Origin of the sequence: Deinococcus hopiensis KR-140, from assembly GCF_900176165.1 — a bacterium.
Lineage (GTDB): Bacteria > Deinococcota > Deinococci > Deinococcales > Deinococcaceae > Deinococcus > Deinococcus hopiensis.
In genome coordinates this window covers 1,729,659-1,754,845 of sequence record NZ_FWWU01000009.1, presented here as the reverse complement: position 1 = coordinate 1,754,845, position 25,187 = coordinate 1,729,659, and the positions used below count along the sequence as shown (strand labels likewise).

The following is a 25,187-nucleotide window of genomic DNA, read 5'->3' as shown; positions in this document are numbered from 1 at the left end:
GCCGTGTACGCCGAGTGGCTCAGGCGCTCGCTGTCCCTTTGCCTCACTGGCCTCGTGCGCTCCACTGCTTGAGGGTGTCCATCCGAAGCTGACGGCAGAAGCGAAGTATGCGCAGTGACAGTCTGCTCCGCGAGGTGAGCTGCGGAGATACGGAGATCGGCTTTACCCACGTCCCCCAGTCCGGCCGCTTCCAACGGCGGACGGAGGGACAGTGGAGATATGCCGGCTTGTCCTTCAGGCTCAGGAACGCTGTTGGTAGGCAAGTGCCTTCACGGATGGTTTGAACTTTCCCTACAGGTCGTACATCCAGAAGGCCTGGGCTGAATTCAAGGGGCGACGCATGCTCAGGGCGCAGTCCGCCTGTGAGGAGGGGGCTTTCCGCGCGGATGCTCCGCCCCTCATCGTCACCGGTCCCTGAACATAGAAAGGCCGGAAGCGCGCTGCTCCCAGCCCTCCGCCATCTGCCTGCCGTCTACACCATTTGCAAGGGGCTGCTCAGCGCCGCCGCTTCCGGGTTGAACCGGGGTAACTCGGGCAGGTCTGCGCCGTCTGCACCAATCAGGCGGCCGTACAGCATGTGCGGTGTGGCGTGCTCGATGCGGGCGCGGTAGACGCCGGAACCGCTCGCGCCCACGGCCTTGGGGACCACCGTGGGGTGGTTGCCGCGCGTGTGGCCTTCCAGAAAGCCGGAGTCGTGGGCGTCGCCGCGCAGCAGGACTTCCTGCACCGTGCCCACCTTCCCGGCATTCTTGCGGGCGCTCCATTCCTTCTGCTTTGCGATCAGGCGTTGCAGACGCTCGGTCTTCAGTTCGCGCGGGAGGTCCGCGAAGTGCTTGTAACTCGGCGTGCCGGGACGCGGCGAGTAGATGAACATGTACGCGCTATCGAAGCCCACCTCGTCGTAGAGGCTGAGCGTCTCCTGAAAATCCTCTTCCGTCTCACCCGGAAAGCCCACGATGATGTCGGTGGCGAGGACCACGCCGGGAAGGTGCCGCTTGATCTCGGCGATATGCCCCAGGTACTTCTCGCGGGTGTATTCGCGGGCCATGCGGCGCAGCACCCGGTCCGAACCGCTCTGGACGGGCAGGTGGACGAACTCGCACACAGCGGGCGTCTCGGCCATCGCCGCCGCCACGTCCTCGGTGAAGTTCATGGGGTGACTCGTGGTGAACTTGATGCGCTGCACGCCGCTGCGCCCCACCATCCGCAGAAGGTCCGCAAACGGTGGATATCCGGCCAGCTTCGCGCCCTGGTCCACCCCGTAGGCGTTCACGTTCTGTCCCAGCAGCGTGACCTCCTGCACCCCAGCCGCGAGTTGGAGGTCCAGTTCACGCAGGATGTCGTCGGGGTGGCGGCTCACCTGCGGCCCGCGTGTGGTGGGCACGATGCAGTAGGTGCAGTGGTGGTCGCAGCCGCGCATGATGGTGAGGTGCGCCTGGAGCTTGCCCGTGGGCGGCGGCGGGATGTGCCCGTGCAGCTCGTCCTTGAATTGCAGGCCCCAGAAGCGTTCGCTACTCTCCAGCGCCTTGCCGATATCCAGCAGGCTGCCCGGTCCCAACAGCACGTCCACCTCAAACTTGCGGGCGATCTGCTGGCCCTCTTCGAGCTGCGCGAGGCAGCCCATCATGCCCACCACGAGGGGGCGCTGCTGTTTTTGCTTGCGCAGGTCGCCCAGCAGCGAGCGGACCTTGTCCACCGGCTTGCCGCGCACGGCGCAGGTGTTGATCAGGACGAAATCGGCCTCGTCCACGCTCGGTACGATGTCCGCGCCCAGCGAGACGAGTTGCGACTGGACCAGATGGGTGTCGTACTCGTTCATCTGGCAGCCGTAGGTAATCAGGTGTGCCTTCATGTGCTCTCCCCTGGCCTGACGGAGGGATTCCGGGGCCTTTGACTCGGGCGGTCATCGCGCCGCGAGCGGGGGAGAGTCTAGCGTTTACACGCTGCTGGATGTGGCTGAGTCGGCGAGAATCTCGCCTTGAGGTTTCGGGCTGTATTGCGCCTGTGAACCCATACGGGAACTGCCGGTCACCTGGCGTAGGCGTCCGAATGGCGCGGCGCGTGGAAGGGCACCCCTCACGGCGCCATTCTCCCCATGCGCATTTCGCTCGCTGGGGTCGGTCAAAACGAAGTCCGCACGTTGACCCATGCTCTAAAAGCCCTGGACCCTGGGTAAAACGGCAGCATTCATCCGGGCTGTACCCATAAGCGGCCGGGACGAGAAGGTGGGACCGGGGCGGCGCAGGGCCATTTCCCGGTTCATAGGGATTCCGGTTCACCAGTTGTAAAAGAGCTGGGCGGCCCGAGCGGCGTGAGCAGGAAAAACGCTGACAGATAGGACCGGAATCACCGAAGCCGAGGAGATGTGGCGGATGATCCGGAAAACGTATCGGCCGATCGGCACATTCCTCGGGCGTGAAGGGTGAGCAGGGCGGTACCGTTCGGGCCGTCATCCCCTCCAGGCCGCGCCTTCCCATGCCTACCCTTCAGGGTGTTCTCATGCCTGTCGCTGGGCCCACTTCGCCTGTCCCTACCTTCTCCAGGTTTACCACATACCCAAGGAGTTCCTTGCCCAGCAGCACGGTTCGTAGCGTGCCGCTGAGTTTGCCGTCCTTCAGTTCCCCCCGCAACGTGCCGCGCAGCTTGTCGCCGTTTTCAAAGAGGCTTACGTCCAGGCTGCTGCCCGCTTCCAGCCGCTTGAAGGCGCCGCCCACCGCATAGGCCCTATGGCTCTCAAGGTTGGTGATCACGCCGCTGGCCCGCCCCTCGCGCTCCTGCACGCTGAGCACCAGACGGTAGGGCACGCGCCCGGTACCGCCCACGCCGATGCCCTCGTAGGTGCCGTTTACGGCCCGCTCCAGCGGTGTGTTTCCGGCGATGTATGCGCCCCACGCGCAGCCCGTCAGGGCAGGCAGCAGCAGGGCGGCGGGCAGCAGGCGGGTGAGGGCAAAAGGGCGCATACCGGAGGCTACGGGCAGCTCATGAACCGTGTCTGATGCACCTTCCCGCGCAAGTTACCGTACCCGCCGCAGCGTTACCCGATACGGAACCCTGTTGACGAGCAGGTTTCCAGTGAAGACTTCCCCCACCACCCGTCCGGTAAGCAGGGCATCGGACTTGAGGCTGACGCCATTTATGCCAAAGCCCAGGACGCTCGCGTTCAGTGTGAGACTGTTCCCCACCGCGACCCTGACGGTCAACTCAGCCTCCTCCGCCGAGACGGGCAGCAGGGTGCCCTGCGCCTCGAAGCGGTCTTTGCTCGTCTGGTTTTCGAGGGTGCCGTTCAGTTCGTGTGTCTTGGGATCCACCGTAAACACCAGGCGGTAACGCTGCTCGCGCAGCAGGACGCGGCCCGTGCCTTCAAAGACCTGAACCGGCTGGCTGTTCATGGCGGGCGTGCAGGCGCCCAGAGACAGGGGAAGGAGCAGCAGGGGGAGGGAAAGCAGGCGCCTCACGCCTCCCCCTCCAGCGCGAGGGCCAAGCCCAGCAGGCGGTCATCCTCGCCGTGCCGTCCCACGAGTTGCACGCCGACGAAGGGCGTGGTGGAAGGCAGCGCCACCGTGGGCGCACCCAGCAGGCTGAAGGGAGCGGTCAGGCGGAGTACGGCGCGGCGCAGGGGCACGTTCCCTTCCCCGATCTCCACCTCGTCCTGCCCAATGAGGGGTGGCGGCGTGGGAACGGCGGGCGCGAGCAGCACGTCGAAGCGGGTAAGCAGCTCGTCGAGTTGGGCGCGGTACGCGGCGCGGCGGGCAAAAGCGGCGTCCACCTCAGCTTGCCCCAGCGCTTGCCCCTGACGCAGCGAGGCGAGGGTGAAGGGCAGAAAGCCGGGGTCCTCGTCTGCCAGCGCCTCCGCATGGACCCGCGCCGCCTCGCTCAGCACGATGGGCGAGTAGGCGTCGAGCACCTCGGGGAAGGGAACGGCCTCCACTGTGGCGCCCCGACTTTCCAGCCCCCGTGCGAAGGTCCGCGTCGCCTCCCGCACCTCGGCGTCCACCCAGCCCTCCGGTAGCCACAGGCCCACCTTTATTCCCGCCCCGTTTTCGGCGTCCACCTTTCCTCCCGTCAGCGCCTCCTGTACCCGCACCACCGTCGCTACGTCCCGCGCCAGTGGCCCCGCGTGGTCACACGTGGGCGACAGGGGCAGCACGCCCTCGGTGCTCCAGGCCGGGTGGTCCTTCGTGGGCTTGTAGCCCACCACGCCGCACCACGCGGCCGGAACGCGAATGCTGCCGCCGGTATCGGTGCCCAGCGCAAAGTCGACTTGCCCCAGCGCCACCGTCACCGCCGCGCCGCTGGAGCTGCCCCCCGGTACCCGTCCGGGCAAGGTGGGGTGTTCGGTGCCGGAAAAGCCGTTGTTCCCGGTGATCCCAAGCGCCACTTCGTGCAGGTGTGTCTTGCCCATGGCGCTCGCGCCCAACTTCAGCAGTCGGCGGACCAGCACGCTCTCGCCAGGGTCCGGGACCCGCGCCCGCGTACTCGCCGCGAGGGGCCACCCCGGCATCCCAAAGAGGTCCTTGACGCTAAACGTCAGCCCCGACAGTGGGCCAGTTGCTGCGCCCGTCAGGGGAGAGGCTGGGCGGTACGCCCACGCCCGCTGCAAATCGGAAAACTCAGGAACAGTCACGCGACTCAGAGTAGCGCTGGCCGCTGGAAACCGGCGGTCCTAGAACGGCAACATCGCCCGTTGTTGCCACACCCCCTGCGCCAGCGTGAACGGCCCGAAGCTGGGCCGCCCCAGGGAACCGAGGTCCGCCGTGAAGGTGCCGTCCAGCCGGTAGGCCACCTCCTGCCCGCGCGCCACGCTGAGAAAGGCCCCAGCGGTGCTCAGCGTCACGGGAATTTGAAGGTTGGCCTCCTGGGTGGTTTCGCCCCGCGCAGGCAGGGCAACGTTGGGCAGCTCCACCCGCCCGGCGTCCTGCCCGTCGAGCACGAGGCGCGCGGCGATGTTGGCGAGGCGGACGGGCGCTGGGTTGGGGTTCCTTACCCTCAGGCGCAGGGTGAGGCTCGCCAGCGCCGGATTCGGACCGCTGGGCAGACTCAGGCCGGTGAGGCGCACGTTCTCCACCTCGAAAGAGGGCACCTGCACTGCGGACTGCACGGGCGCGCATCCTCCCAGTCCAGTGGGGAGCAGGCCGAGGGCCAGCAGCGGAGCGAGGAGCAGCTTCTTCACGCCCACCACCCTAGCGGGCCAAGCTTGGGTAAATCTGATGTGGCCCACAGGGAGGAGCGGGACGTGCAGAGTGGGGGCATGCAGCGTGTGATGACGGTTCTGGCCCTGGGCGCAGCGTTGGGTGGAGGAGCGGGCGCGGCGGACCTCGACTTCGGGGTGGCTTACGGAAGTGGGGGCAGCCTCTTTCGGGTGGGGGTCACCAACGTGACGGCCGGGCGCTTTACCCTGTCGGCGGCGGCGTCGAACCGGGGGGTAGAGGTCGGCGTCACGCAGGGCCTCAGCCTGCCGCCAGCAGGTGCGGTGACGGCCCGGACGGACGCCGCCGTTACCTGGCGGGGTGGGGTGCGGGTGTCCTCGCAGGCCACCGCCACGCTCGGTCCCGTCGCGCTCAACCTCGGGGGGGCCTTCTTTACCGCCGCAAACGTAGATCCCCTGGCCGCCTGGGCCCTGACGCCCACCGATCTGCGGGATCGCGGCTGGGACGTGGACTTCACCGCCCGCTACCGGGTGAACCGCACCCTCGTCGCGGTGGCCGGCGGTGAGTTCGGGGCCCAGAACCAGGGCCTGCTGGGAGTGGAGTGGCGGCGGGACCTCACCCGCGTGCTGCCGCCCGCCGAGGGCGACGATCCAGAGGCTGAGCCCACCACCGAGCGCACCGGTGGCGTCACGCTGCGGCTGGGAGCCCGAGCAGGCCGGGGTGTGCTGGGCGTGACGGGCGGGGCGAGCTACACGGCAGAATCAGGCTTAACCATGGCTGTGGACGCCCTGGTCGGAGTCGGCGGCTGGGGAACAGTGGGCAGCGTGTCGGTGCCGGACGTACTCGGTGAGGGCAGCTCGGCGCGGGCCTACCTCGCCTACGAACCCTGGCGTACGGCGAGCGCGCCGTTCCGCGCCGGACTGGAAACCTCCGTGCCCCTGGGAACGGGAACCCTGGCGGTGGACGTACGTGGAGGCACCGGGGGGCTCGGCGCGCGGGTGGGTTACAGCTTTGCCCTGGGCGGTCTTGCGTCCCGCCAGACGCCGTGAATCCCGCATCAGCCACGCTCCCTCCTTCTCATGAGAGGAGGTGGAAGACTGATCCGGTGAAGCGAATTCTTCCCCTCCTGACCCTGGCCGTTCTCGCCCCCACGGCGGGCGCGCAGACGGCTCAGGACATCCTGAAAAATGTCGATGCCGCACAGAAGTCCGCCCGCGACGTGTCGTTCCGGCTCAGCGGCACGGCCTCATTCCAATCGGCCAACCAGAAGCTTGACCTGACCCTCAAGAGCATTCCCGCGCAGGGTGTGGCCCGCCTCCAGTTCGCCGCGCCCGACGCCCTGGCCGACAACATCGTGGTAACGGATAAAAACGAGATCCGGCAGTACCTCTTCCTGACCAACCAGGTCACGGTGACGCCCATCAAGAAGGCCGCCGAGAGTGCTGGCCTGGCGGGACTGGACTTCACGCAACTCGCCAACACCACCACCCTGCTGGGCCAGTACAACGTCAAACTGCTGGGCAGCACCACGGTGGGCGGCAAGAAGGTCTACCAGCTCGAAGCCACGCCCAAAAATGCGAACAGCTCGGACCGTGCCCGCGTGTGGATCACCGAAGCGGGCTGGCGGCCCACACGGCTGCAACTCGTCGGCACCGGCAACAAGGTGTTGGCGGACCTGACCATCAGCAACTACAAGGTCAACAGCGGTCTCACGGCGGCGGGCCTGACCGCCCTGCCCAAGGACGCGCAGATCATTCGGCAGTAAAGGCCGGCGCTTGAAGGGGCAGACCTGGGGGTTTAAACCTGGGTCTGCCCCTGACCGCCGCCTACCCCAGCCGCCTTAACTGTTCGGCCAGGCCCTGTGGGTCCTGGGTTGGCAGGTCGCACGTATGGCCCACGCAGACGTAAGCCGTTCCGTTTCCCGGCCTCCCTTCGAGCACGGGCAGCCCCTCGCCGTATTCGGCGGGCGCGAGGGCGGCGAAGGGCAGGGGAAAGCGGCCGAGGACCCGTTCGAGGGGCGCGCGTTCCTTGGGTGTGCCGATCAGGGCGACTTCCACGTGGGGCGCTTCGAGGAACGCCGCCGCCTGCCATAGCCCTCCGAAGCCTCCGGCAGCGGCGAGCATGTCGTCGGCGTAGCTGCGAATGGTGGCGCGGGCCAGGCGCTCAGCTTCCTCATCTCCGAAATAGCGCGAAATCCACAGGCCGAGCAGGGCGGCCGCAGCGTTGCCGCTGAGGACCGCCGAGTCAAAGCCCTGCGCCTGACGGGTCAGCAGCGTCTCGGCGCGGCCCCCGGTGGAGTGGAATACGCCCGCTTCCCCATCCCAGAAGTCGCGGCGCACCACGTTCCACAGCTCCCGTGCCCATTCCAGATACCCCAGGTCACCGCTCGCCTGGTAGAGCGAGATCAGCCCCAGGGCATACAGCGCGTGGTCTTCGAGTAGCCCCTCCACCCGCGCCTCGCCGTCCTTGAAGGTATGACGCAACGTGCCGTCCGGCAGGCGCAGTTGCTCGCGCACGAATTCAGCGTTCCCCACGGCAATGTTCAGGTAATGCGCGTCTCCCAGGACGCGCGCGGCCTCCGCGAAGGCCGCCAGGGCCAGCCCGTTCCACGAGGTCAGCACCTTGTCGTCGGTGCCGGGCTGGGGCCGGGTGGCGCGGACTTCGAGGAGGTGCATTCGGGCGGTGTCCAGACGGTCCTGCAGGCGGGCCGGGTCCTCGCCCAGATCGCGGGCCAACTCGGCAGGAGGAGTGGGCGCGTGCAGCACGTTCCGCCGTCCTGCGTCCGGGCGGTGGGGGTCCTCGAAGTTGCCCTCCCCGGTCACGCCGTACACCCGCAGAGCGAGGTCCGCGTCCGGGCCCTCGCCCAGCACCGCGTGAATCTCCTCGCGGGTCCAGGTGAAGGTTAGGCCCTCCACGCCGTTGGTATCGGCGTCCTGAGCGCTGTAAAAACCGCCGAGGGGCCCCAACATCTCGCGTTCCAGGTAGGCCAGCGTCTCACGGGTCAGGCGGGCGAACTCAGGGTCTTCGGTGTATTGCCAGGCCCGCAGCAGGGTCCGCGTAAGCTGCGCGTTGTCGTACAGCATCTTCTCGAAGTGCGGCACCAGCCAGCGCTCGTCCACCGAGTAGCGGTGAAAGCCGCCCCCGAGCTGGTCATAGATGCCGCCACGGCCCATCTGCCGCAGGGTGTGCAGGGCCATGTCGCGCCCGTCGGGGCGGGTCAGCAGGAAGTCCAGCGTCGTGGGGGCGGGAAACTTGGGCGCGCGGCCAAATCCGCCCAGGTCCGCGTCGTACACGCGGCGTAGGTTCTCCACGCCCCGTTGCAAGAAACCTTCGGGCAAGTCCTCCGCTGAACGGCGCGGTCGGCTGGCCTCGCGCACATGTTCGCTGAGGGCCTGCGCGTTGCCCTGCACCTTCTCGCGGTCCTCCTGCCAGGCGTGGGCCACGGAGGCGAGCAGGCGGCGAAAGCCGGGCATTCCGTAGCGGTCTTCGGGCGGAAAGTAGGTCCCCGCGTAGAAAGGCTTGCGGTCTGGGGTCAGGAACACCGTCATGGGCCAGCCTCCTTGGCCGGTCATCAGCTGGGTGGCCGTCATGTACACGCTGTCTACGTCGGGGCGTTCCTCGCGGTCCACCTTGATGCACACGAAGTTCGCGTTCATCCGGGCTGCCGTCTCCGGGTTCTCGAAGCTCTCGTGGGCCATCACGTGGCACCAGTGGCAGGTGGAGTAGCCGATGGACAGCAGCGCGGGTACGTCCCGCCGCCGCGCCTCAGCGAAGGCTTCCTCGCCCCAGGGGTACCAGTCGACGGGATTGTCCGCGTGCTGAAGGAGGTATGGGCTGGTCTCGCGGGCGAGGCGGTTCATGGGGGCAGGGTAACGCCGGGGTGCCTGGCTTCGGCATGAGGGTGAGGGGGCAGAAGCTTCACGCCTTTCGGGGAGGACCGTTTATCCGGGGCAAGCCTTCGTACGCTCAGATCTCCCAGCCCCTACCGCCTTACTCCCGCCAGCAGCCGCTCCACATCCTCCAACGTCGTGTAATGCGCGATGCTCGCGCGCACCACGCCCTCGGGGTACAGGCCCAGGTCTTTCAGAGGCTGCACGGCGTAAAAGTGCCCGGCAGCCACGTCCACGCCCTGCGCGGAGAGGCGGGCCGCGGTGTGCCCGGGCGCTTCTCCCTCCAGCCGGAAGGCGGCGGTGCCGATGCGGCCCTTCATGGTTTGCGGTCCATAGACGGTAACGCCCGGCGTCTCCAGCAGGCCAGAGATTAGGCGCTCGGAGACGGGGCGCTCCAACCCACCGATGCGTGCGGACGCCGCCTTCAGTGCCTCCCGCGTCAGCGTCTCGTGTCCGCCCAGTTCGCGCAGGTAGTCCAGGGTGCCCAGCCAGCCAGCCAGCAACTCGAATTGTGGGGTGCCGTGTTCCAGGCCCGTGATATCGCCCTGCGCCACAAAGCTCAGGCGTGGCCAGGACAGGTGCGGGCGGTGTTCGGGGGAAATCCACAGCGCGCCCAGGTGCGGTCCCCAGACCTTGTAGGGACTGAACATGACGAAATCCGCGCCCCACGCCTGCACGTCGGGAAAGGCGTGGGGCGCGGAATGCACGGCGTCCACCACCGTCCACACGCCCGCTGCCCGCACCTGCGCCGTAACAGTGGGAATGTCCACACTCACGCCCAGCGCGTTGCTCGCTGCCGTCACCGCCACCAGCCGTGTGCGTGGCGAGAGCAGCGCGGCGAGGTCCTCAGGGTGGAGCTGCATGTCGGGCCGACGGGCGTGCCACACGTGAATCTTCACGCCCACGCGCTCCAGTTCGCGCCAGGGACTGGCATTGGCCTCATGTTCCAGTCCGCTGAGAATGATCTCGTCGCCCGGTTCCCACCTCCGCCCAAACGCGGCGGCAAGGCGGAAAGCCAATGCCGTGGAACTGGACGCGAGGGCCACGTCTTCGGGCTGGGCGTTCAGAAAGAGTGCCGTCGCTTCCCGCGCCCGGTGCTTCAGGGCCAGAACCTCTTGCCCCGGCTGGTGCCCGGGCATCGCGTTGGTGGCTCCGTAGCGGGTGAGATGCGCAGCGATGGCAGCAATGGCCCGTGCGGGCAGCAGGCCACCCGCCGCGTTGTCGAGGTACGCGCGCCCACGGGCAAGGGGTGGGAACTGCGCCCGAATGGCATCCGGCAAGAGGTGTGGGGCGTTCATGGATACGGAGTCTAGAGGAGCGCCCCGGGAAACTGCCCCGGTTTCCCCTCCCCCACCTTTAGCCTGCGGCTTCCACCCGCGCCGCCCGGCCCCCCACCCACACGTCTGCCGCCCCGCCGCTCCGCAGGGCAAACTGGGCGGTCAGGCGCGCGGGCTGGCCGGGCATCCGCTGCGCCCCGCGAATGAGGTTGAGGTTCTGGGGCAGCCTTCCGAGCGCTCCCAGCGTTCCCACCAGACAGGCGAACATATTGCTGCTCGCGCCGTCCTCCAGAAAGCCTTTCAGCGGCCCAAACGCCCGGAAACTCACGTCTTCCCGGCCCTCCCCCCCCGCCGTGAACAGGATCAGACCCGTGGTTCCCGTCGCGCGGTTCACGGTAGAAATGGCTTCTCCGTTCGGTGTGAAGGCGTCCAGCGTCGCCAGGTCCGTGACCTCCACCACCAGGTTTGGGCGGCCCGCCGAGGCGATGTGCACGTTTTCCGAAGGCAGCCCGATAGGGGAGAGGTCCGCACCGACCACCGCCTCCGCCGTCACTTCCCCCTGCCGTAGCAACCATTCGCCGCCGCACAGCTGGGCGCTCAGGACTTCTCCGCCCATGCTCACGTCCACCACGTCCAGCAACACGCCCAGGGGTTGCAAAAAGGCGAGGGCCGCCAGCGCGCCAGAGTCTGAGGTCCCTTTCGCGTTCTGTGGCGTAAAGACCTGCAGCTCCACCCCCGAAAGGTCTGCCGATTCGACGAAGACGCTCAGCGGCGTTCCTGCGTCAGCCGCCCGGCTCTGGAGCTCACCCGAAGCATCGGAAAAGACGGTGACGGCCTTGCCCCCTTCCTTCCGGGGTGGTGCGAGGACGCGGTACAGGGCAGAGGTGGCCGTGGCGGTCATGCCTCCATTGCAGCACCTCGCGGGGGAGAAGCGGGCGGGCTCGTCTGGCCCTGGCCTGCCCTTACGGTTGGTTCCTGCAGGAACTGATAAGCTCCCCGGCGGTATGACGGGGGCGGAAATGGTGGGGAATGCGGGAACACGGGTGCTGTGCGCAATGTCGGGGGGCGTGGACTCCAGCGTCACGGCGGCGCTGCTCAAGGACGCGGGCTATCAGGTGATCGGCGCGATGATGCGCTTCTGGCCCGACGGCAAGCGCGTGGACACCTTCGATACCTGCTGCTCACCCGACGCCGCCTACGAGGCCCGACGGGTGGCCGAGCAGGTGGGGGTGCCCTTTTACCTGCTGGACTACCGCGAGCATTTCCAGCGGCACATCGTCGGGCCTTTCCTTGACGAATACGCCCGGGGCCGCACCCCCAATCCCTGCGTGAACTGCAACACCAAGGTCAAGTTCGACGAACTGGTCAAGAAGGCGAAGATGCTCGGCTGCCAGTACGTCGCCACCGGGCACTACGTCAAGCGTGTGGAGACGCTCCACGGCGAGGTGCAGTTTCATCGGGGCGACGATCCCCGCAAGGACCAGACGTACTTCCTGTGGGGTACGCCGCGCGACGCCCTCCCGTACATCCTCTTTCCGGTGGGCGAACTGGAAAAGCCCCGGGTGCGCGAGATCGCCGAGGAGCGCGGCCTGCTCACCGCCCGCAAGCCCGAGAGCCAGAACATCTGCTTTGTACCCGGCAAGGTGGGCGACTACGTGGCCGAGCATCTGCCGCAGGCCCAGGGCCCCATCCGGGAGATTCGCACGGGCGAGGTGGTGGGCGAGCACCTGGGTACGCAGTTCTATACGCTGGGCCAGAAAAAGGGCCTGGGCCTGTACCAGTCACACCGGGTCCGCCACGTCGTTCACCTGGATCCCGAGACGAACACCGTCTGGGTGGGCGATTACGAGGATTGCCTCTGGCCAGGGCTTCGGGCCGAGGGAGCGAACTACCTGCTGGACCTGGCCGAACTGCCCGCCGAGGTGGAGGTGCAGGTCCGCTACCGCTCCAAGCCGGTGCGTGCCCGCGTGGTCGAGGCCGGCGAGCACGGCTTCGAGCTGGAATTCGAGGAGCCGCAGTTTGCCGTCGCCCCGGGGCAGAGCGCGGTGCTGTATGCCGGAGACCGCTTACTGGGCGGCGGCCTCATCGCAGACCACCTGCGGGCCCTTCCTGACTGAGCCGTGGTTTGAGCCATTCTTCATGGACCTCACTTTCGGGTGAGGTCCTTTTGCTTCTTCCTGAAGAGCGGTCGCTCCCCGAGCTGTTGGGCCGTTGGGGGATGGAGATTGAAAAAAGCGGTGTGGTAGGGACTTCTCTGGAACGCCTGCTTCTCGGGTCACGGCGACTGGCTTCAGGTTCTCTAGACGGATGGATGAAGGGACGAAAGAAAACCGTCAGGCGAGAGTGCTACCATTAAGCCAACTTCATCAAGTTCCTACTTCCCTAGGAGGACATCATGCTTTCTGTCAAACTGCACCTGAACAATGGCGACGTAATCCCGCTGGAACTCTCCCGCTCCCAGAAGGAGCGCATCAGCCGCACCCTGAACCGCGCGGCCCTGCCCGATAGCCCCCTCACTATTCACGTGGGCGGCGTAGATCTCGATATTCCCTGGCGGGCCATCGGCTACATCTCCTCGGCCCCCGCGATGCGCGCTGGGTCCATCTCTGCCGAAGCGGCAGACTGACCGCTGCCTCACGCTCCCAGCTTCCTCCTGGCCCCGCTTCGGCGGGGTGTTTTTTTGAGCTTTTGGTCGTCGGCGCTCGGCCTTTCGCTCTCGTGCCCCGCCTACAGCAGCCCCAGCAGGCCCCTGCGGGGTTGCGGGTGCTGCGCCTCCCGCAACTGACGGGCAAAATCTTCCAGGGCGTCTTGAAGTTGCCTGGCCTCGCGCACAAGTGTGCCCGTCTGCGTGCCCACCTGCGTCTCTCTCTCCTGCTCCCAGTGGCCCAACACGCGCTCGTTGAAGCGGGCGTGGTCCGGACTGGTGACGTCTCTGGGCGGAGCGAGGCGGTCCCGCGCCGCTTCCAGATACGCCACGGCGCCGGTGGTCCGCGCGGCGTCCACATACTCGCGGCTGCGCTTGAGGTCGGCCACCCGGGCCGCGAGGCGTTCGCGCTCCAGCAGTGTGCGGGCCCGTTCGCGTCCCTGAAGGAGTGCCGCGCCCACCGCCATGCTCACCAGGGCCAGCGTGAAGGCGAGCAAAGACCAGTGTTCGGGTACCGCATTGGTGTCGGGCGCCGCGCTGAGGTCCGTCAGTTGCCCCTGCTGGGCGGCGTTCGCCGCAATCTGCTGGGTGGTGCGCAGAATGCCGTCCCAGTTGAGGTACCCTTCCACGCCCAGGTACAGCGCCGTGACGGCCAGAATGCCGCCGATATACAGTCCTGGGCGGCCCATACCGGGCGTTCCTCCGGCGAGCTTCGCGCGGTACGCCAGTTCGTCCACCAGCCACAGCAGCAGTACGCTGAACATCACCCCGGCGGTCAGCGCGATCAGGGTGAGGTACAGGCGGCTTTCCGGATTGAACAGCAGATTGATGGACACGCCGCTGATCAGCCCCACGAAAAACTTGCTGAACACGGCGAAGGCGTTGAAGACCCGCTTGCTCCCGGTTTTCTGCTCAGGGGGCCGGATGGGGTGGCCTTCCCGCGCCAGGTCCGCCAACGCCTGCTGCTGGTAGAACTCCTCGGCGCTTCCGGTGTCCGGCGTGGCCCCGTACTGGGCCAGCGTCTCGAAGCGCTCGGCGCGGGCAGCCTCAATCTGTTCGGTGGCCCGCAGGTATTCGCGTTCCACGCCACCGCTCGCCTCGTTCATGAAGCGCAGGTGTTCTTCCTGCCGCGCCCAGGACTCACGCACGCCCGCGCCCGTCTCCGCCAGCACCCGCGTGAGGGTGGTCCGGGTCAGGGTGTAGTTGACGCGGTACTGCTCCACGTTCAACCTCAGAATCCGGGCGCGGGTGGTCAGGGCGGCGCGGGCGGCGTCTCCCGGCACCAGGGACAGCTCGCGCGTCAGTTCGTCCAGAAAGTCCGCCAGTTCCTGCGGTGGCAGCACGGGCATGAACTGCTCGGCGGTGAGGGGACCGGGGTGGGGCAGCGGCGCCTCATATTCGTGGGGAGAGGAGGGGGCCGGTTCCGTCATTTCCGGGCCTTTTTCACGAGGTCCGCGAAGGTGGGATACACGTTGTTCAGGTCGTAGGCCCCGGCCGTCAGCAGGTGGGAATGATTCGCTCCATTTCCCAGCGCCTTCATAAAGTGGTCGCGGATGGACGTGCCGCCGCTGCCCTTCTCCGGACTCAGACCCGCCACGAACAGTAGCTGGGCGTCTTTCAGGCCGAGCAGCCTGCCCACCGTTTCTTCCAGCGCCGCCCGCTTGGGATCGTCCAGCACCGCGCCGTCGGTAAACAGCACCGTCACGTTTCCGACGCCCGCCGTGCGCTTTGCCGCCGTCACCGCCTGGTTCAGGCCCGCCGTGATGGCGCTCCCCCGTCCCACGCAGGGCTGCGTGAGGGCGTTCGTGTAGCGCAGGATGTCGGCCTTGCCCATCCGGGCTCCGTTCTTGGACTGAAAGCGGAAGTCGGCCACCGTCTGCACGCCCTGGCAGATGCGCAGCAGCGTTACCGTATCGCCCGAGCGTACCTGGTTGAGCAGCACGCTCTGGGCGAGCAGCCGGGCCTGCGAGGCGTACCCGAAGGCGGGATTCTTGGAGCTGCCCGTCATGTCGGCGGCGAGGGTGAGGTGCAGCGGCGGCGTGCTCAGGCCGAGCAGGGCAGAAGCGCTGAGCGGCGTGGGGACAAGCAGGGGAAGCATCGCGAGGGGGGCGGACAAGGGCATAGAGGCTCCTGGAGTAGGGGAGGGGTTAGGGAGAGGTGGGTGGGTCTGGGTTCTGGAGTTTGACGCCAGATCCAGGCACCGCCGCACCACCTACCCGCGTGAGTTCTGGGGGCATCTCGAGGCTGCGCAGCGTGTGGGGCAAGTCGCGCAGCAGGCCAATTTCACGGCACGCCGCCTGCTCGCGGTACAGATTGGTGGGCACACTCTGGACGCCGTTGGGGTCCCCGATCCACACGCCCATGGCGTACTGCGGTGTTACTCCGGCGCACCACGTATCGCGCACGTCGTCGGTGGTACCGGATTTTGCGCCCAGGGGCACGGCGGTGCCCAGCAGCCGCTGCGTGAGGGGCGCGCGCAGAAACCTGACGTGGCTGGCCGAACCGTTTACCGCTTCCGTCAGCATGTCGAAGGTTTCAAAAGCGCTCGCCGCATTCCACAGCGCCTGGCAGCCCGAGCGCGGCAGCGGCAGCGGGCGTCCTGAGCGGTCATACGCCTCCGCGAGCAGGTGCGGGCGACACAGCTTGCCCCCATTGGCAAAGCTCGCGTAGGCGGCGGCCACCGAGAGGGGCGAGGCGCGGTAGGTGCCCAGGGCAGGGCTGGAGCGGTTGGCAGGGTCCTCCTCATAGCCAACGCTGCGGAGGACGCGGCGCAGTGCCTCCTCGCGCTCGGCGCCCACGCGGACAGCCACCGTGTTGAGGCTGCGGGCGTTGGCCTCACGCACGGTGACGGCGCGGCCCAGGAAGGTGCCGGAGTTGTTGCGGATCGCCTGCCCTCCGTAGCGGGTGGGCACGTCGGGGAACGTGCTGAGCTGGGTGAGGCCCTGCCCGAACGCAGCGGCGTACAGCAGCGGCTTGACCGTACTTGCCACCGGGCGGCGGGCCGTGGCTGCCCACTGTTTTCCCGACTGGCTGCTCTGGTCGCCACCCGTGCTGCTGGCCAGCGCGAGGATGCCCCCGCCCCGAACGTCCACGATGGCGGCTCCCTCGGCCACACCCGGCGCGCGGGGGCCCGTGGCTCCGTTGCCGGTGACCCGCCGAACCAGGGCGGATTGCGTCCCAGCGTCCAGGCTCAGCACCACCCGGCCCACCCAGCGTGGGTCCAGGCCCGCCGCCCGCACCTCGCGGCGCACGAGTTCCTGCAGGGCCCAGGCGGGTTCGGGCTCGTTTGTGTAGTCGGGATTGCGCGTGGCCGCCACCACCCGCAGGTCTGGTCCACCGCCCGCATATTCCACCCGCCACAACCGGGGCTGGAGGGGTTCCGAAGCGGCTTGGAGGTAGGTATTTCCGTCGATCAACCGGTGTGCGCGCAGCAGCCGCAGGGTCAGCAGCTGCTGGGTCCGCATCCAGCGAAAGCGGGCGGTGGCCTCTTCCGGAGCCGTGTCCGCCAAGACGAGGTAGTGTCCCGGAGCGGGCAGCAGGCCCACCAGAAAGGCCGATTGCGCCAACGTCAGGTCCGCCGGGTCTACCCCAAACACCGAGCGCGCCGCGTCGTAGATGCCCTTGCGCTGCCCGATCCCCAGCCACGGCAGGCTGTTCACGCTCATCGCCAGTACCTCGCGCCGCCCGTAACGCAGGGTGACGAGGGGCGCGAGGACGAACTCGGTGGCCTTGCGCGCCAGCACCAGCCCCACAGAGCGTCGCCCCGTGTCGTAGTCGAAGTGTCCAGCCAGCACGCTGTTTTTCAGCAGCTGCATGGTGATGGTGCTGCCGCCCGCTCCACTGAGTGCGGCGCGGGGCAGCCGCCCGAGGTCCACACCGGGATGCGAGAAGAAGCGCACGTCCTCCTTGACGACGTAGGCGAGCAAGAAGGCTTGAGACACGCCGGTCAGCGGCACGCGCAGCGACTCCCGGCAGGGCACGGCATTGACCCCCTGGCTGGCGCGGCAGTGGTCAATTACGCCCAGCGCCTCACCCCGGCGGTCCTGCACCTCGATGGGCTGTAACTCGGCGTGTAGGTTCCACGCCCGCCCAAAGGCTCCGGTCACGCTGGCCCCAGCTACGCCCAGCAGCAGCGTGCCCAGCGTCAGGGCGCCCACGCCCGCCAGCCCCGCACGCAGCGAGCGGCGCAGGGTCCAGGGATGTCGGGAGGCGCGCACAAAGGGAGTACGCGGCCAGGGGTTCGCGCGTTTCCAGGGGTTCAAAGGGCGTACCAACGCCTGATTGTCCTTCCCACTTGGAGAGGGTGACGGCTTTTGCGCCTCCCTCTTGAGAGGGAAGGTGGGGACTCGCAAAGCGCTGCAGGAGCGGGGGTGAACGGGCACGGCCTCCCCAGCAACGCCGTTCTCGGGCCCCCACGCCCCGCCATCCAAACGCCGTGTTTCCGCGTTCTCACCCCGTTGGCCAACGTCCTCAGCGCACCACGTCCGTCACGCCCGCCGCCGCGGAAAGAAATTGGGCGTCGCGCGACACCTGACCCACCAACCCCGCCGCGCCCACCAGCGTGACGAGCACGGTGCCCAGCACGGCGAGGGCCGTCACGGCGGTGGCCCACGAGGACCCCGGACGCCGGGGGGCAGGCGCGGGCGCGGGGCGCGGGCGTTTTTCCCGGCGTACCCGGGACGGTTTAACGGCGGGAACGGGAGAAGCGGTTACGGCAGGCAGGCCCGAAGAGTAGGGCCTCGGCTTGCGAACGAAGCTCATGGAGCGAGTCTAGGGGCGGCAGATGAGGAGCGGTCCCATTCCCTCGCCTTCCCCCCACCGCCCGTCTAACTTTTTGCTGGCCTGACGCTCCCATATTGGAGTAAAGTGAAGGCGTCCGCACGGCGTCAGCGTAAACCCAGGTTCTCGTTTGCGAACCCCGGTTGCCCGAGTCCCCACGGTGGGGAAACATTCACGGGTAAGAGAAGGGGCGAAAGGTAGGCAGTTTCATGGCAGAAGTCGTCCTCGAGCACGTCAACAAGCGTTACGGCACCAAGCACCACGCAGTGAAGGACTTCAACCTGCACATCGCGGACCGCGAGTTCATGGTCTTCGTCGGGCCGTCGGGCTGCGGCAAAAGCACCACGCTGCGCATGATTGCGGGCCTCGAAGACATCAGCGACGGCGTCCTGAAGATCGACGGCCGCATCGTGAACGACGTGCCTCCCAAGGACCGCGACATCGCGATGGTGTTCCAGAACTACGCGCTGTATCCGCACATGAACGTCTACGAGAACATGGCCTTCGGCCTGAAGCTCCGCAAGACGCCCAAGGCCGAGATCGACCAGCGCGTGCGTGAAGCGGCGCGCATCCTCCAGATCGAGCACCTGCTCGGCCGCAAGCCCAAGGAGCTCTCGGGCGGTCAGCGCCAGCGCGTGGCCATGGGCCGCGCCATCGTGCGCGAGCCGAAGGTCTTTTTGATGGACGAGCCGCTGTCCAACCTCGACGCCAAGCTGCGTGTGGAGATGCGCTCGCAGATCGCCCAGCTGCACCGCCGGCTCGGGGCCACCATTATCTACGTGACCCACGACCAGGTCGAGGCGATGACGCTCGGCAACCGCATCGTGGTGATGCGCGACGGCGTGATCATGCAGGTGGACACGCCCATGAACCTGTACGACTTTCCGCAAAACCGCTTCGTGGCTGGGTTCATCGGCAGCCCCTCCATGAACTTCCTGACCGCGCGCATCCAGGGCGGCGAGTACGTGGTCGGTCAGAGCCGCGTGGCCCCGATGGGCCGCCTTGCCCAGAGCCTGCGGGCCTACGAGGGCAAGGAAGTCGTGCTTGGTATTCGTCCCGAGCACGTGGGGATGGTCGGCTTTACCGATATTCCCCAGGGCCAGAACGTGCTGCGGGGGACCGTCGTGGTGGTGGAGCCCCTCGGCGCGCAAACGGACCTGATTATCGAGGTGGCGGGCCAGAACATGACGGCCAAGGTCGAGGGCCAGGCGGCCGTCGAGCCCGGCGACACCATCGACCTGCTGATCGACCAGACGCGCCTGCACGCCTTCGATCCCACGACCGAGGACGCCATTGACCGCGGTACGCCCGGCGGTACGCGCGGCCAGGCCGATACCCCGGACCTCGGTTACGAGTACGGCGCGGCGAGCCGTTCAGGCACGGGTACGGTCAGTGTGATCAAGCCCTCGTTCTAAATTCCCGCTCCAGCGAACGCCGCCCCCAGGAGGGGGCGGCGTTTTCTCGTCTGATCCCCCACACCTTTACCTGACCTTCACCGGGCGGTAGAGTGGCCCATCGACTTGTCTGCGCTGTTTCCTTTCCATTCCGGAAAGCGGAGCACCCTGCCCGGAGGCACCCCCATGAAAAAAGCCCTGCTGATCCTGACCTCTCTGACCCTGCTCGCCAGCGCTGCCCAGGCCCGCACCTGGGACGACATCAAGAAGAGCGGCACCATCAAGATTGCCACGGAAGGCGCCTTCCCGCCCTTCAATATCCTGAAGGGCAAGGAACTGACCGGCTTCGAGGTGGAACTCGCCAACGCCCTTGCCAAACAGATGGGCCTCAAGGTCCAGTGGGTCACTCAGCCCTTCGACAACCTGCTCATCGGCCTGAACCAGGACCGTTACGACTTCGTAATCGCCAGCCACGGCATCACGCCCGAGCGGCAGAAGGCCGTGGATTTCTCCAACCCGCATTACTGCACGGGCGGCGCGATTGTGACCAAGCCCGGCGGTCCCATGACGGCGGCGGCCCTCAAGGGCAAGAAGGTGGCTGTGCAGGTGGGCACCACCTACCTGGAGAATGTCCGCAAGGTCCCTGGCGTGGGCGACGTAAAGACCTTCCCCAAGGACACGGACGCGCAGGCCGCGCTGATGGCGGGCCGTACGGACGCCTGGGTGGGTGACAAGTTTACGGGCCTGGACCTCGTGAAGGCGCAGAAGGGCAAAGTGGTGCAGGGTGACCTGCTCTTCAAGGAGCGCATCGCCATGGCGGTCAAGAAGGGCAATGCCAGCCTGCTGAAGGAACTCAACTCCCAGCTGGCCAAGGCCATGAGCAACGGCACGTACGCCAAGATCAGCACCGGGTACTTCGGCCAGGACATTCGCTGCAAGTAAGGGCAGGCGGGAGGACGGCGGGGCGGGGACGCAGAGGCCATGTCCCCGTTCTCCCGCTTTCCGCCGCTAGCCGCTCGCCCCGCATCTGTGCCATCATCGGCGAAATGTCAATCCAGCTTTTCTTACGATTCGTGGACCTCCGAGGAGCAGCGTGACGGCTTCCCGGCCCGCGCGGCGGCCCCTGGGTGGCCTGGCCCTGCTGGGTTGGGGGCTGGGGGCCGCCGCCGCGTTTTTCCTGCTGTTTCTCCTGATCACTGCCATCCTCAAGCAGCTGCCCGAACCCATTGGCCCCCGCGCAGACCTGTTCGTGGAGGGCGCGCGGATGACCCTGCAACTCACGTTGGTCAGCGGCGCAATTGGCCTGCTGATCGGCATGGTGGTGGGCATCATGCGGACGAGCGCAGTGTGGGCGGTGCGGGCTCCCGCGAGCGCCTTTATCTGGCTGATTCGCGGCACACCGCTGTTGGTGCAGATTCTGTTCGTTTACAACGCCCTGCCGCCGCTCCTCAAGGGGATCGGCCTCAACCTGGAGCTGAATGAGTTCTGGTCTGCGGTGATCGCCCTCGCGCTGAACGTCGGTGCGTACAACGCCGAAGTGATTCGCGCCGGGATTCTGGCTGTGCCGCGCGGGCAGACGGAAGCGGCGCGGAGCCTGGGCCTCAGTGGCGGGCAGACCATGAATACGGTGGTGCTGCCTCAAGCCCTGCGGATCGTGGTGCCGCCCCTGGTGAACAACCTTGTGGCGCTGCTCAAGGATTCTTCCCTCGCCTCGTCCATCGCGCTCCTCGAACTCACGCTTGCGGGCTCGCGCGTGTCGAGCGAGACCTTCCAGCCCGTGCCCGTACTCACCACCGTGGCCGCCGTATATCTGGCGCTCACCACCGTGATGACGCTGTTTACCGATCAGCTCGAAAAGCGGGTCAAGATCGCTTCGCGCTGAAGTCAAGGGGGAGGGTGTCCCGGACCCCATCCCAACCTCGCTGGCGATTTGTCGTAACATCCGGAGCAAGGAACAGTGCCGGCCATTACCTTCTCCACCCGCTCAGGCGGGTGCCCACGTTCCCCTGCTCTACCTATTTTCCCGCTTTCCAGTCTCAGGAGGATTCATGCGTAGAGTTATCATCTTGTCTCTGGCCCTCACGGCCACCGCCTCCGCCGCTTCGGTGCGGGATCAGATCTGCCAGGACGGCAAATTCACCGCGGGCGTCAAGTACGACAGCCCGCCCTTCGGCTTTGTGAACGAGGACGGCGATGTGGGCGGCTTTGACGTGGACCTCGTGCGCGAGATCGCCAAGGACCTGACGGCAGCGTGCAAGAAGCCTATCAAGCTCGAACTCAAGCAGGTGACGAGCAAGAACCGTATCGAGTTCGTGCAGAACGGCACCATCGATCTCGCGGCGGCCACCGCCACCGCCACCTACGGACGCATGGACGTGGTGGACTTCAGCAACACCTACTTCATTGATGGGCAGCGCCTGCTTGTGCCCGCGGACAGCGCCATCAAAACGGTGAAGGACCTGGCGGGCAAGCGCGTGGGTACCGCCCAGGGCAGCACCAGCGAGGTGAACCTTAAGGCGGCGGCGCCCAAGACCACCGTGGTGAGCTTCCAGCAGTACACCGACGCCTTCACGGCGCTGCAGCAGGGCCGGGTGGACGCGGTGAGCACCGACAGCACAATTCTGCTGGGGCTCAAGGCGGGCGCGCCCGATCCGTCTAAGTTCAAGCTGGTGGGTGCGTATTTCAGCAACGAGCCCTACGGCATGATCTTGAAGCAAAACGACAGCAAGTGGCGCAATTTCGTCAACGAGTCGCTGACCCGCATGGCAACGGACGGCACCTACGCCAAGATCTTCCGCAAGTGGTTCGGGCCCAAGACCAAGTACTCGCTGCCCGATCCCAAGCGGACGACCACAGTGCCTGAGCAGTTCCCCGTGCGCCGCTGAGCCCCACCTCACGCTAACCCTGGGGGAGCCGCCGCGCTCCCCCGCATCTGTACCGGCAGGAGGTTATGACTTCAACGTGCGACAGTTCTTTGCATCCCGGGTATTTCATCCCGCCCCGCTTCGCCCTTGCGTGAAGGCGGCCGCGTGACGCGCGCTCCATCCTCACCCTCTTCCGCAGTTGGGCGCGAAACCGTACAGCAGGTCATTGCGGGGGCGCTGCTCGTTCTCGCCGCCGGGTTTATCGTCTGGCAGGTGCGCCAGGGCTTCGGACGCAATAACGTCACGCTGGACTGGAGCATCTTTGGCAAGCCCAGCCAGCTGACGGGCGGTACGTACCTCACCACCATTTTGATCGGGATGTGGCTCACCGTGCGCCTGGCCCTCACGAGCATCGTGCTCGCGTTGCTGTTGGGCACCGTGGTGGGCGTCTCGCGCCTGAGCGCCAATCCGGTGGTGCGCGGGGCGGCCGGCGTGTATGTCGAATTCTTCCGCAACACGCCGCTGCTCGTGCAAATTTTCTTCTGGAACTTCGGGGTCCTCAACGTGCTGCCCCAGGGCGTCAAGACCTGGCTCAACGGGCACTCGCCCGAGCAGTGGGCGGTCATCGCCGCCCTGAGCGTCTACACCAGCAGCTATATCGCTGAGACCATCCGGGCCGGCATTCAGAGCATTCCCCACGGGCAGACCGAGGCGGCGCAGAGCCTGGGTCTCAGCGGTACGGACACCCTCACGCGCGTGATCCTGCCCCAGGCGTTCCGCGTGGTGCTGCCGCCGCTCGGCAGCCAGTTTCTCAACCTCACCAAGAACTCCTCGCTGGCTTCGCAGATAGGGGTGGCTGAGCTGTTCTATTACGGCACCCAGGTGCAGAGCTACACTTTCCGCGGCTTCGAGAGCATCACGGCCATTACCGTGGCGTACCTGATCCTGAGCCTCGCCATCACGGGTCTTCTCAACCTCGTCATGCACCGCCTGCGCCTGCCCGGAGTGCGCCCGTGAGTGCGCTGTCCTTCCTGATTCCCGGCCTGGGGCAATTGCTCACGGGCGCGCGGCTGCTGGGGGCGCAGTACCTCGTCGCGGCGCTGCTGATCTGGCCGCTGGCCCTCTCGGCGTTGAGGAGCGGAGCACCCGAAACCAGGTTGCTCGCCGTGTTGGCCTTGCTCGCCCTGCACGTTGGCGCGGCCCTCACTGCCCTTTCCGGAGAACGGGCCCGGCAGGGGGCTGAGGCCGCCGCGCAGGCCCAGGACACCTACCGCCGCTGGTCCACCCTCGTGGCAGGCGTGTTTGCGGTCCTCGTGCTGGACCTGCTGCTGCGCTGGATCGTCGGCCTTCCCAACTGGGAGCAGGCGCGGCGCAACTTCTTGTTCTTTCTGATCGGGCGCTTCCGCTCGGCGGATTACGCGGAGGAACGCTGGCGGCTGTGGGGCTTTGCGCTGGTGGGTGGGGGCTTTTTCCTGACCTGGCTGCTCTCGCGGCTCCGGGTGCGCGTGGGCTGGCCACCCGCCGTGCTGGGCTTTCTTGCCGGAAGCTGGATGCTGTGGCCCACTGTCGTGCCGGAGGTGCGGATCGGGGGTCTGGCCCTCAGCCTGATTCTGGCGCTGCTGGGGCTGCTGCTATCGCTGCCGTTCGGCCTGTTTTTCGGGATGGGACGGGTCAGTACACTGCCGCTTTTGCGAACCGTCAGTACCCTGTACATCGAACTCTTCCGGGGCCTGCCCTTCATCACCGTCATTTTCTGGTTCTTTATCTTCGTGCCCTATGTACTGGGTGAGGGCACCCAGTTCTGGGCCGTGATTCTGGCCCTGTCGCTCTTCACGGGCGCTTACGTGGCTGAGATCGTCCGCGCCGGAATTCGCGCGCTGCCGCGCGGTCAGGATGAGGCCGCCCGCGCACTGGGGCTGAGCGGCACCCAGACCATGACCGGCGTCATCCTGCCGCAGGCGCTGCGCAACATGATTCCGCCCCTGGTGGGCCAGTTCATCAGCCTCTTCAAGGACACCAGCCTGGTGAGTATCATCGGCCTCATCGAACTCGCGGGGGCGGCGCGCATTACGGGCAACCGTGTGGTATCGGCCACCTTCGAGATCTACCTGACTGTGGCGCTGCTGTACTTCGTCTTTGCCTACCTGCTGAGCACCGTGGCGCGCGGCCTGGAAGCGCCGCAAGCCGGCCGGGTGGCGCGGGCGGCAAACCCGGAAACGACGGTTTAGAGCGTGTGTCAACGTGCGGACTCTTTTTGACCGGCCCCGGCGAGCGAAATGCGCGTTGGGAAGAATGGGGCGCCGTGAGGGCTGCCCTTCTGCGGGCGGCGCCACATTCGGACACATGCTCTAGGCAGAAGGCCAAAAGCCGATGCCTGACCGCACAACGCTTTTCTCTATCATGGAGGACCAATGACCGCGCAGAACCTCAACCGCTCCAAAACAGGCGCTTCCGGCGAGAACATCATCGTCGCGCAGAACGTGCAGAAGCACTACGGTTCATTCCACGCCCTCAAGGGGGTGAACATGACCGTGCGGCCCGGCGAGGTGGTGGTCATCATCGGCCCGTCGGGCAGCGGCAAGAGCACCTTTATCCGTACGCTGAACGCGCTCGAACCCCATGACGGCGGCTCCATTACCATTGACGGGATCGAGTTACGGAGGGGCAGCAACCTCGACGCCATCCGCCGTGAGGTGGGCATGGTATTTCAGAGCTTCAACCTCTTTCCGCACCTGACCGTGCTGCAAAACATCACCCTCGCGCCTATGCGGGTGCGCAAGCAGTCCCGCGAGGTGGCCGAGCGCAAGGCCTTGGAACTGCTTGACCGCGTGGGCATCCGCGAGCAGGCAGACAAGTACCCCGCGCAACTCTCGGGCGGCCAGCAGCAGCGCGTCGCCATCGCCCGCGCCCTGGCGATGGAGCCCAAGATCATGCTTTTCGACGAGCCTACCAGCGCCCTGGACCCCGAGATGATCAAGGAAGTGCTCGACGTGATGAAGGAACTCGCCCGCTCGGGCATCACCATGCTGTGCGTGACCCACGAGATGGGCTTCGCGCGCGAGGTGGCCGACCGGGTGGTCTTTTTCGATGCGGGCAGCATCGTCGAAGACACGACCCCGGAGCAGTTCTACACCAACCCCCAGCATGAGCGGGCCAAGGCGTTTCTGGGGAAGATTCTGGGCCACTGAGGAG

Annotated in this window: 23 protein-coding genes; 11 read left to right on the top strand and 12 right to left on the bottom strand. The window is 66.8% G+C overall.

Annotation, left to right across the window (positions count from 1 at the left end; genetic code table 11):
• Positions 1–472 precede the first annotated feature (472 nt).
• From miaB to B9A95_RS22035, 5 genes are all read right to left on the bottom strand, one after another.
• Positions 473–1,852 (bottom strand): tRNA (N6-isopentenyl adenosine(37)-C2)-methylthiotransferase MiaB, encoded by a 1,380-nt coding sequence (gene miaB, locus B9A95_RS22055; RefSeq protein ID WP_084049233.1) that lies wholly within the window; start codon positions 1,850–1,852, stop codon positions 473–475.
• Positions 1,853–2,486: 634 nt separating this feature from the next.
• Complete coding sequence (locus tag B9A95_RS22050; protein ID WP_084049232.1) at positions 2,487–2,960, bottom strand: hypothetical protein; 474 nt, start codon at positions 2,958–2,960, stop codon at positions 2,487–2,489.
• 54 nt (positions 2,961–3,014) lie between these two features.
• Positions 3,015–3,455 (bottom strand): hypothetical protein, encoded by a 441-nt coding sequence (locus B9A95_RS22045; RefSeq protein WP_139806928.1) that lies wholly within the window; start codon positions 3,453–3,455, stop codon positions 3,015–3,017.
• Positions 3,452–4,624 carry an amidase gene (locus B9A95_RS22040; protein WP_084049231.1) on the bottom strand — a complete coding sequence of 391 codons (1,173 nt, stop codon included), beginning with the start codon at positions 4,622–4,624 and terminating at the stop codon, positions 3,452–3,454. Before B9A95_RS22040 ends, B9A95_RS22045 begins: the two co-directional genes overlap by 4 nt.
• Positions 4,625–4,663: 39 nt before the next feature.
• The gene (locus B9A95_RS22035) at positions 4,664–5,170 is read right to left on the bottom strand and encodes an LEA/WHy family protein (protein ID WP_084050907.1); all 507 of its coding nucleotides are present in this window, start codon (positions 5,168–5,170) and stop codon (positions 4,664–4,666) included.
• Positions 5,171–5,194: 24 nt separating this feature from the next.
• Here B9A95_RS22035 and B9A95_RS22030 point away from each other — a divergent pair, with 24 nt between their 5' ends.
• A complete protein-coding gene (locus B9A95_RS22030) occupies positions 5,195–6,196 on the top strand; it encodes a hypothetical protein (protein ID WP_245808436.1) in 1,002 nt (333 codons plus the stop codon).
• Between the two features lie 56 nt (positions 6,197–6,252).
• Complete coding sequence (locus tag B9A95_RS22025) at positions 6,253–6,912, top strand: outer membrane lipoprotein carrier protein LolA (RefSeq protein ID WP_084049230.1); 660 nt, start codon at positions 6,253–6,255, stop codon at positions 6,910–6,912.
• A 61-nt stretch (positions 6,913–6,973) separates the two neighbouring features.
• Here B9A95_RS22025 and B9A95_RS22020 read toward each other — a convergent pair whose 3' ends face one another.
• From B9A95_RS22020 to B9A95_RS22010, 3 genes are all read right to left on the bottom strand, one after another.
• A complete protein-coding gene (locus tag B9A95_RS22020) occupies positions 6,974–9,007 on the bottom strand; it encodes a thioredoxin domain-containing protein (protein ID WP_084049229.1) in 2,034 nt (677 codons plus the stop codon).
• A gap of 122 nt (positions 9,008–9,129) precedes the next feature.
• Positions 9,130–10,335, bottom strand: a complete 1,206-nt coding sequence (locus B9A95_RS22015) for a cysteine desulfurase-like protein (protein ID WP_084049228.1) — start codon at positions 10,333–10,335, stop codon at positions 9,130–9,132.
• Positions 10,336–10,393: 58 nt separating this feature from the next.
• Positions 10,394–11,215 carry a PhzF family phenazine biosynthesis protein gene (locus tag B9A95_RS22010; protein WP_084049227.1) on the bottom strand — a complete coding sequence of 274 codons (822 nt, stop codon included), beginning with the start codon at positions 11,213–11,215 and terminating at the stop codon, positions 10,394–10,396.
• Positions 11,216–11,318: 103 nt separating this feature from the next.
• On the opposite strand from B9A95_RS22010, the gene mnmA reads away from it, so the two are divergent.
• Together mnmA and B9A95_RS22000 are read left to right on the top strand one after the other, a co-directional pair.
• The gene (gene mnmA, locus B9A95_RS22005) at positions 11,319–12,431 is read left to right on the top strand and encodes a tRNA 2-thiouridine(34) synthase MnmA (RefSeq protein ID WP_084049226.1); all 1,113 of its coding nucleotides are present in this window, start codon (positions 11,319–11,321) and stop codon (positions 12,429–12,431) included.
• Positions 12,432–12,709: 278 nt separating this feature from the next.
• Positions 12,710–12,940 (top strand): hypothetical protein, encoded by a 231-nt coding sequence (locus B9A95_RS22000; protein ID WP_084049225.1) that lies wholly within the window; start codon positions 12,710–12,712, stop codon positions 12,938–12,940.
• A gap of 101 nt (positions 12,941–13,041) precedes the next feature.
• Here B9A95_RS22000 and B9A95_RS21995 read toward each other — a convergent pair whose 3' ends face one another.
• The 4 genes from B9A95_RS21995 to B9A95_RS21980 all read right to left on the bottom strand — a co-directional run bounded on the left by B9A95_RS21995 (position 13,042) and on the right by B9A95_RS21980 (position 17,719).
• Positions 13,042–14,388 carry a hypothetical protein gene (locus B9A95_RS21995; protein WP_245808435.1) on the bottom strand — a complete coding sequence of 449 codons (1,347 nt, stop codon included), beginning with the start codon at positions 14,386–14,388 and terminating at the stop codon, positions 13,042–13,044.
• Positions 14,385–15,080 (bottom strand): VWA domain-containing protein, encoded by a 696-nt coding sequence (locus B9A95_RS21990; RefSeq protein ID WP_084049224.1) that lies wholly within the window; start codon positions 15,078–15,080, stop codon positions 14,385–14,387. Before B9A95_RS21990 ends, B9A95_RS21995 begins: the two co-directional genes overlap by 4 nt.
• 25 nt (positions 15,081–15,105) lie before the next feature.
• Positions 15,106–17,175, bottom strand: coding sequence for a transglycosylase domain-containing protein (locus B9A95_RS21985; protein ID WP_245808434.1), 2,070 nt, complete (start codon positions 17,173–17,175; stop codon positions 15,106–15,108).
• 253 nt (positions 17,176–17,428) lie between these two features.
• Positions 17,429–17,719, bottom strand: a complete 291-nt coding sequence (locus B9A95_RS21980) for a hypothetical protein (RefSeq protein WP_084049222.1) — start codon at positions 17,717–17,719, stop codon at positions 17,429–17,431.
• Between the two features lie 227 nt (positions 17,720–17,946).
• Between B9A95_RS21980 and B9A95_RS21975 the strand changes: the two genes are divergently transcribed.
• The 7 genes from B9A95_RS21975 to B9A95_RS21945 all read left to right on the top strand — a co-directional run bounded on the left by B9A95_RS21975 (position 17,947) and on the right by B9A95_RS21945 (position 25,183).
• The gene (locus B9A95_RS21975; protein WP_084049221.1) at positions 17,947–19,152 is read left to right on the top strand and encodes an ABC transporter ATP-binding protein; all 1,206 of its coding nucleotides are present in this window, start codon (positions 17,947–17,949) and stop codon (positions 19,150–19,152) included.
• Between the two features lie 165 nt (positions 19,153–19,317).
• The gene (locus tag B9A95_RS21970; RefSeq protein ID WP_084049220.1) at positions 19,318–20,073 is read left to right on the top strand and encodes an ABC transporter substrate-binding protein; all 756 of its coding nucleotides are present in this window, start codon (positions 19,318–19,320) and stop codon (positions 20,071–20,073) included.
• Between the two features lie 151 nt (positions 20,074–20,224).
• Entirely contained in the window at positions 20,225–21,013 is a 789-nt protein-coding gene (locus B9A95_RS21965; RefSeq protein ID WP_084049219.1) for an amino acid ABC transporter permease, read from the top strand.
• A gap of 166 nt (positions 21,014–21,179) precedes the next feature.
• A complete protein-coding gene (locus B9A95_RS21960; RefSeq protein ID WP_084049218.1) occupies positions 21,180–22,016 on the top strand; it encodes an ABC transporter substrate-binding protein in 837 nt (278 codons plus the stop codon).
• A 144-nt stretch (positions 22,017–22,160) separates the two neighbouring features.
• A complete protein-coding gene (locus tag B9A95_RS21955; RefSeq protein WP_084049217.1) occupies positions 22,161–23,012 on the top strand; it encodes an amino acid ABC transporter permease in 852 nt (283 codons plus the stop codon).
• On the top strand, positions 23,009–24,223 hold the full coding sequence (locus B9A95_RS34725) for an amino acid ABC transporter permease (protein WP_212648367.1): 1,215 nt from the start codon (positions 23,009–23,011) through the stop codon (positions 24,221–24,223). Before B9A95_RS21955 ends, B9A95_RS34725 begins: the two co-directional genes overlap by 4 nt.
• A gap of 183 nt (positions 24,224–24,406) precedes the next feature.
• Complete coding sequence (locus B9A95_RS21945) at positions 24,407–25,183, top strand: amino acid ABC transporter ATP-binding protein (RefSeq protein ID WP_084049216.1); 777 nt, start codon at positions 24,407–24,409, stop codon at positions 25,181–25,183.
• The last annotated feature ends 4 nt before the right edge of the window (positions 25,184–25,187 follow it).

Coding starts and splice junctions, on each gene's coding strand:
- miaB (WP_084049233.1), bottom strand. CDS start 1,852: ATGAAGGCACACCTGATTACCTACGGCTGCCAGATGAACGAGTACGAC.
- B9A95_RS22050 (WP_084049232.1), bottom strand. CDS start 2,960: ATGCGCCCTTTTGCCCTCACCCGCCTGCTGCCCGCCGCCCTGCTGCTG.
- B9A95_RS22020 (WP_084049229.1), bottom strand. CDS start 9,007: ATGAACCGCCTCGCCCGCGAGACCAGCCCATACCTCCTTCAGCACGCG.
- B9A95_RS22015 (WP_084049228.1), bottom strand. CDS start 10,335: ATGAACGCCCCACACCTCTTGCCGGATGCCATTCGGGCGCAGTTCCCA.
- B9A95_RS22010 (WP_084049227.1), bottom strand. CDS start 11,215: ATGACCGCCACGGCCACCTCTGCCCTGTACCGCGTCCTCGCACCACCC.
- mnmA (WP_084049226.1), top strand. CDS start 11,319: ATGACGGGGGCGGAAATGGTGGGGAATGCGGGAACACGGGTGCTGTGC.
- B9A95_RS22000 (WP_084049225.1), top strand. CDS start 12,710: ATGCTTTCTGTCAAACTGCACCTGAACAATGGCGACGTAATCCCGCTG.
- B9A95_RS21995 (WP_245808435.1), bottom strand. CDS start 14,388: ATGACGGAACCGGCCCCCTCCTCTCCCCACGAATATGAGGCGCCGCTG.
- B9A95_RS21990 (WP_084049224.1), bottom strand. CDS start 15,080: ATGCCCTTGTCCGCCCCCCTCGCGATGCTTCCCCTGCTTGTCCCCACG.
- B9A95_RS21980 (WP_084049222.1), bottom strand. CDS start 17,719: ATGAGCTTCGTTCGCAAGCCGAGGCCCTACTCTTCGGGCCTGCCTGCC.
- B9A95_RS21975 (WP_084049221.1), top strand. CDS start 17,947: ATGGCAGAAGTCGTCCTCGAGCACGTCAACAAGCGTTACGGCACCAAG.
- B9A95_RS21970 (WP_084049220.1), top strand. CDS start 19,318: ATGAAAAAAGCCCTGCTGATCCTGACCTCTCTGACCCTGCTCGCCAGC.
- B9A95_RS21960 (WP_084049218.1), top strand. CDS start 21,180: ATGCGTAGAGTTATCATCTTGTCTCTGGCCCTCACGGCCACCGCCTCC.
- B9A95_RS21945 (WP_084049216.1), top strand. CDS start 24,407: ATGACCGCGCAGAACCTCAACCGCTCCAAAACAGGCGCTTCCGGCGAG.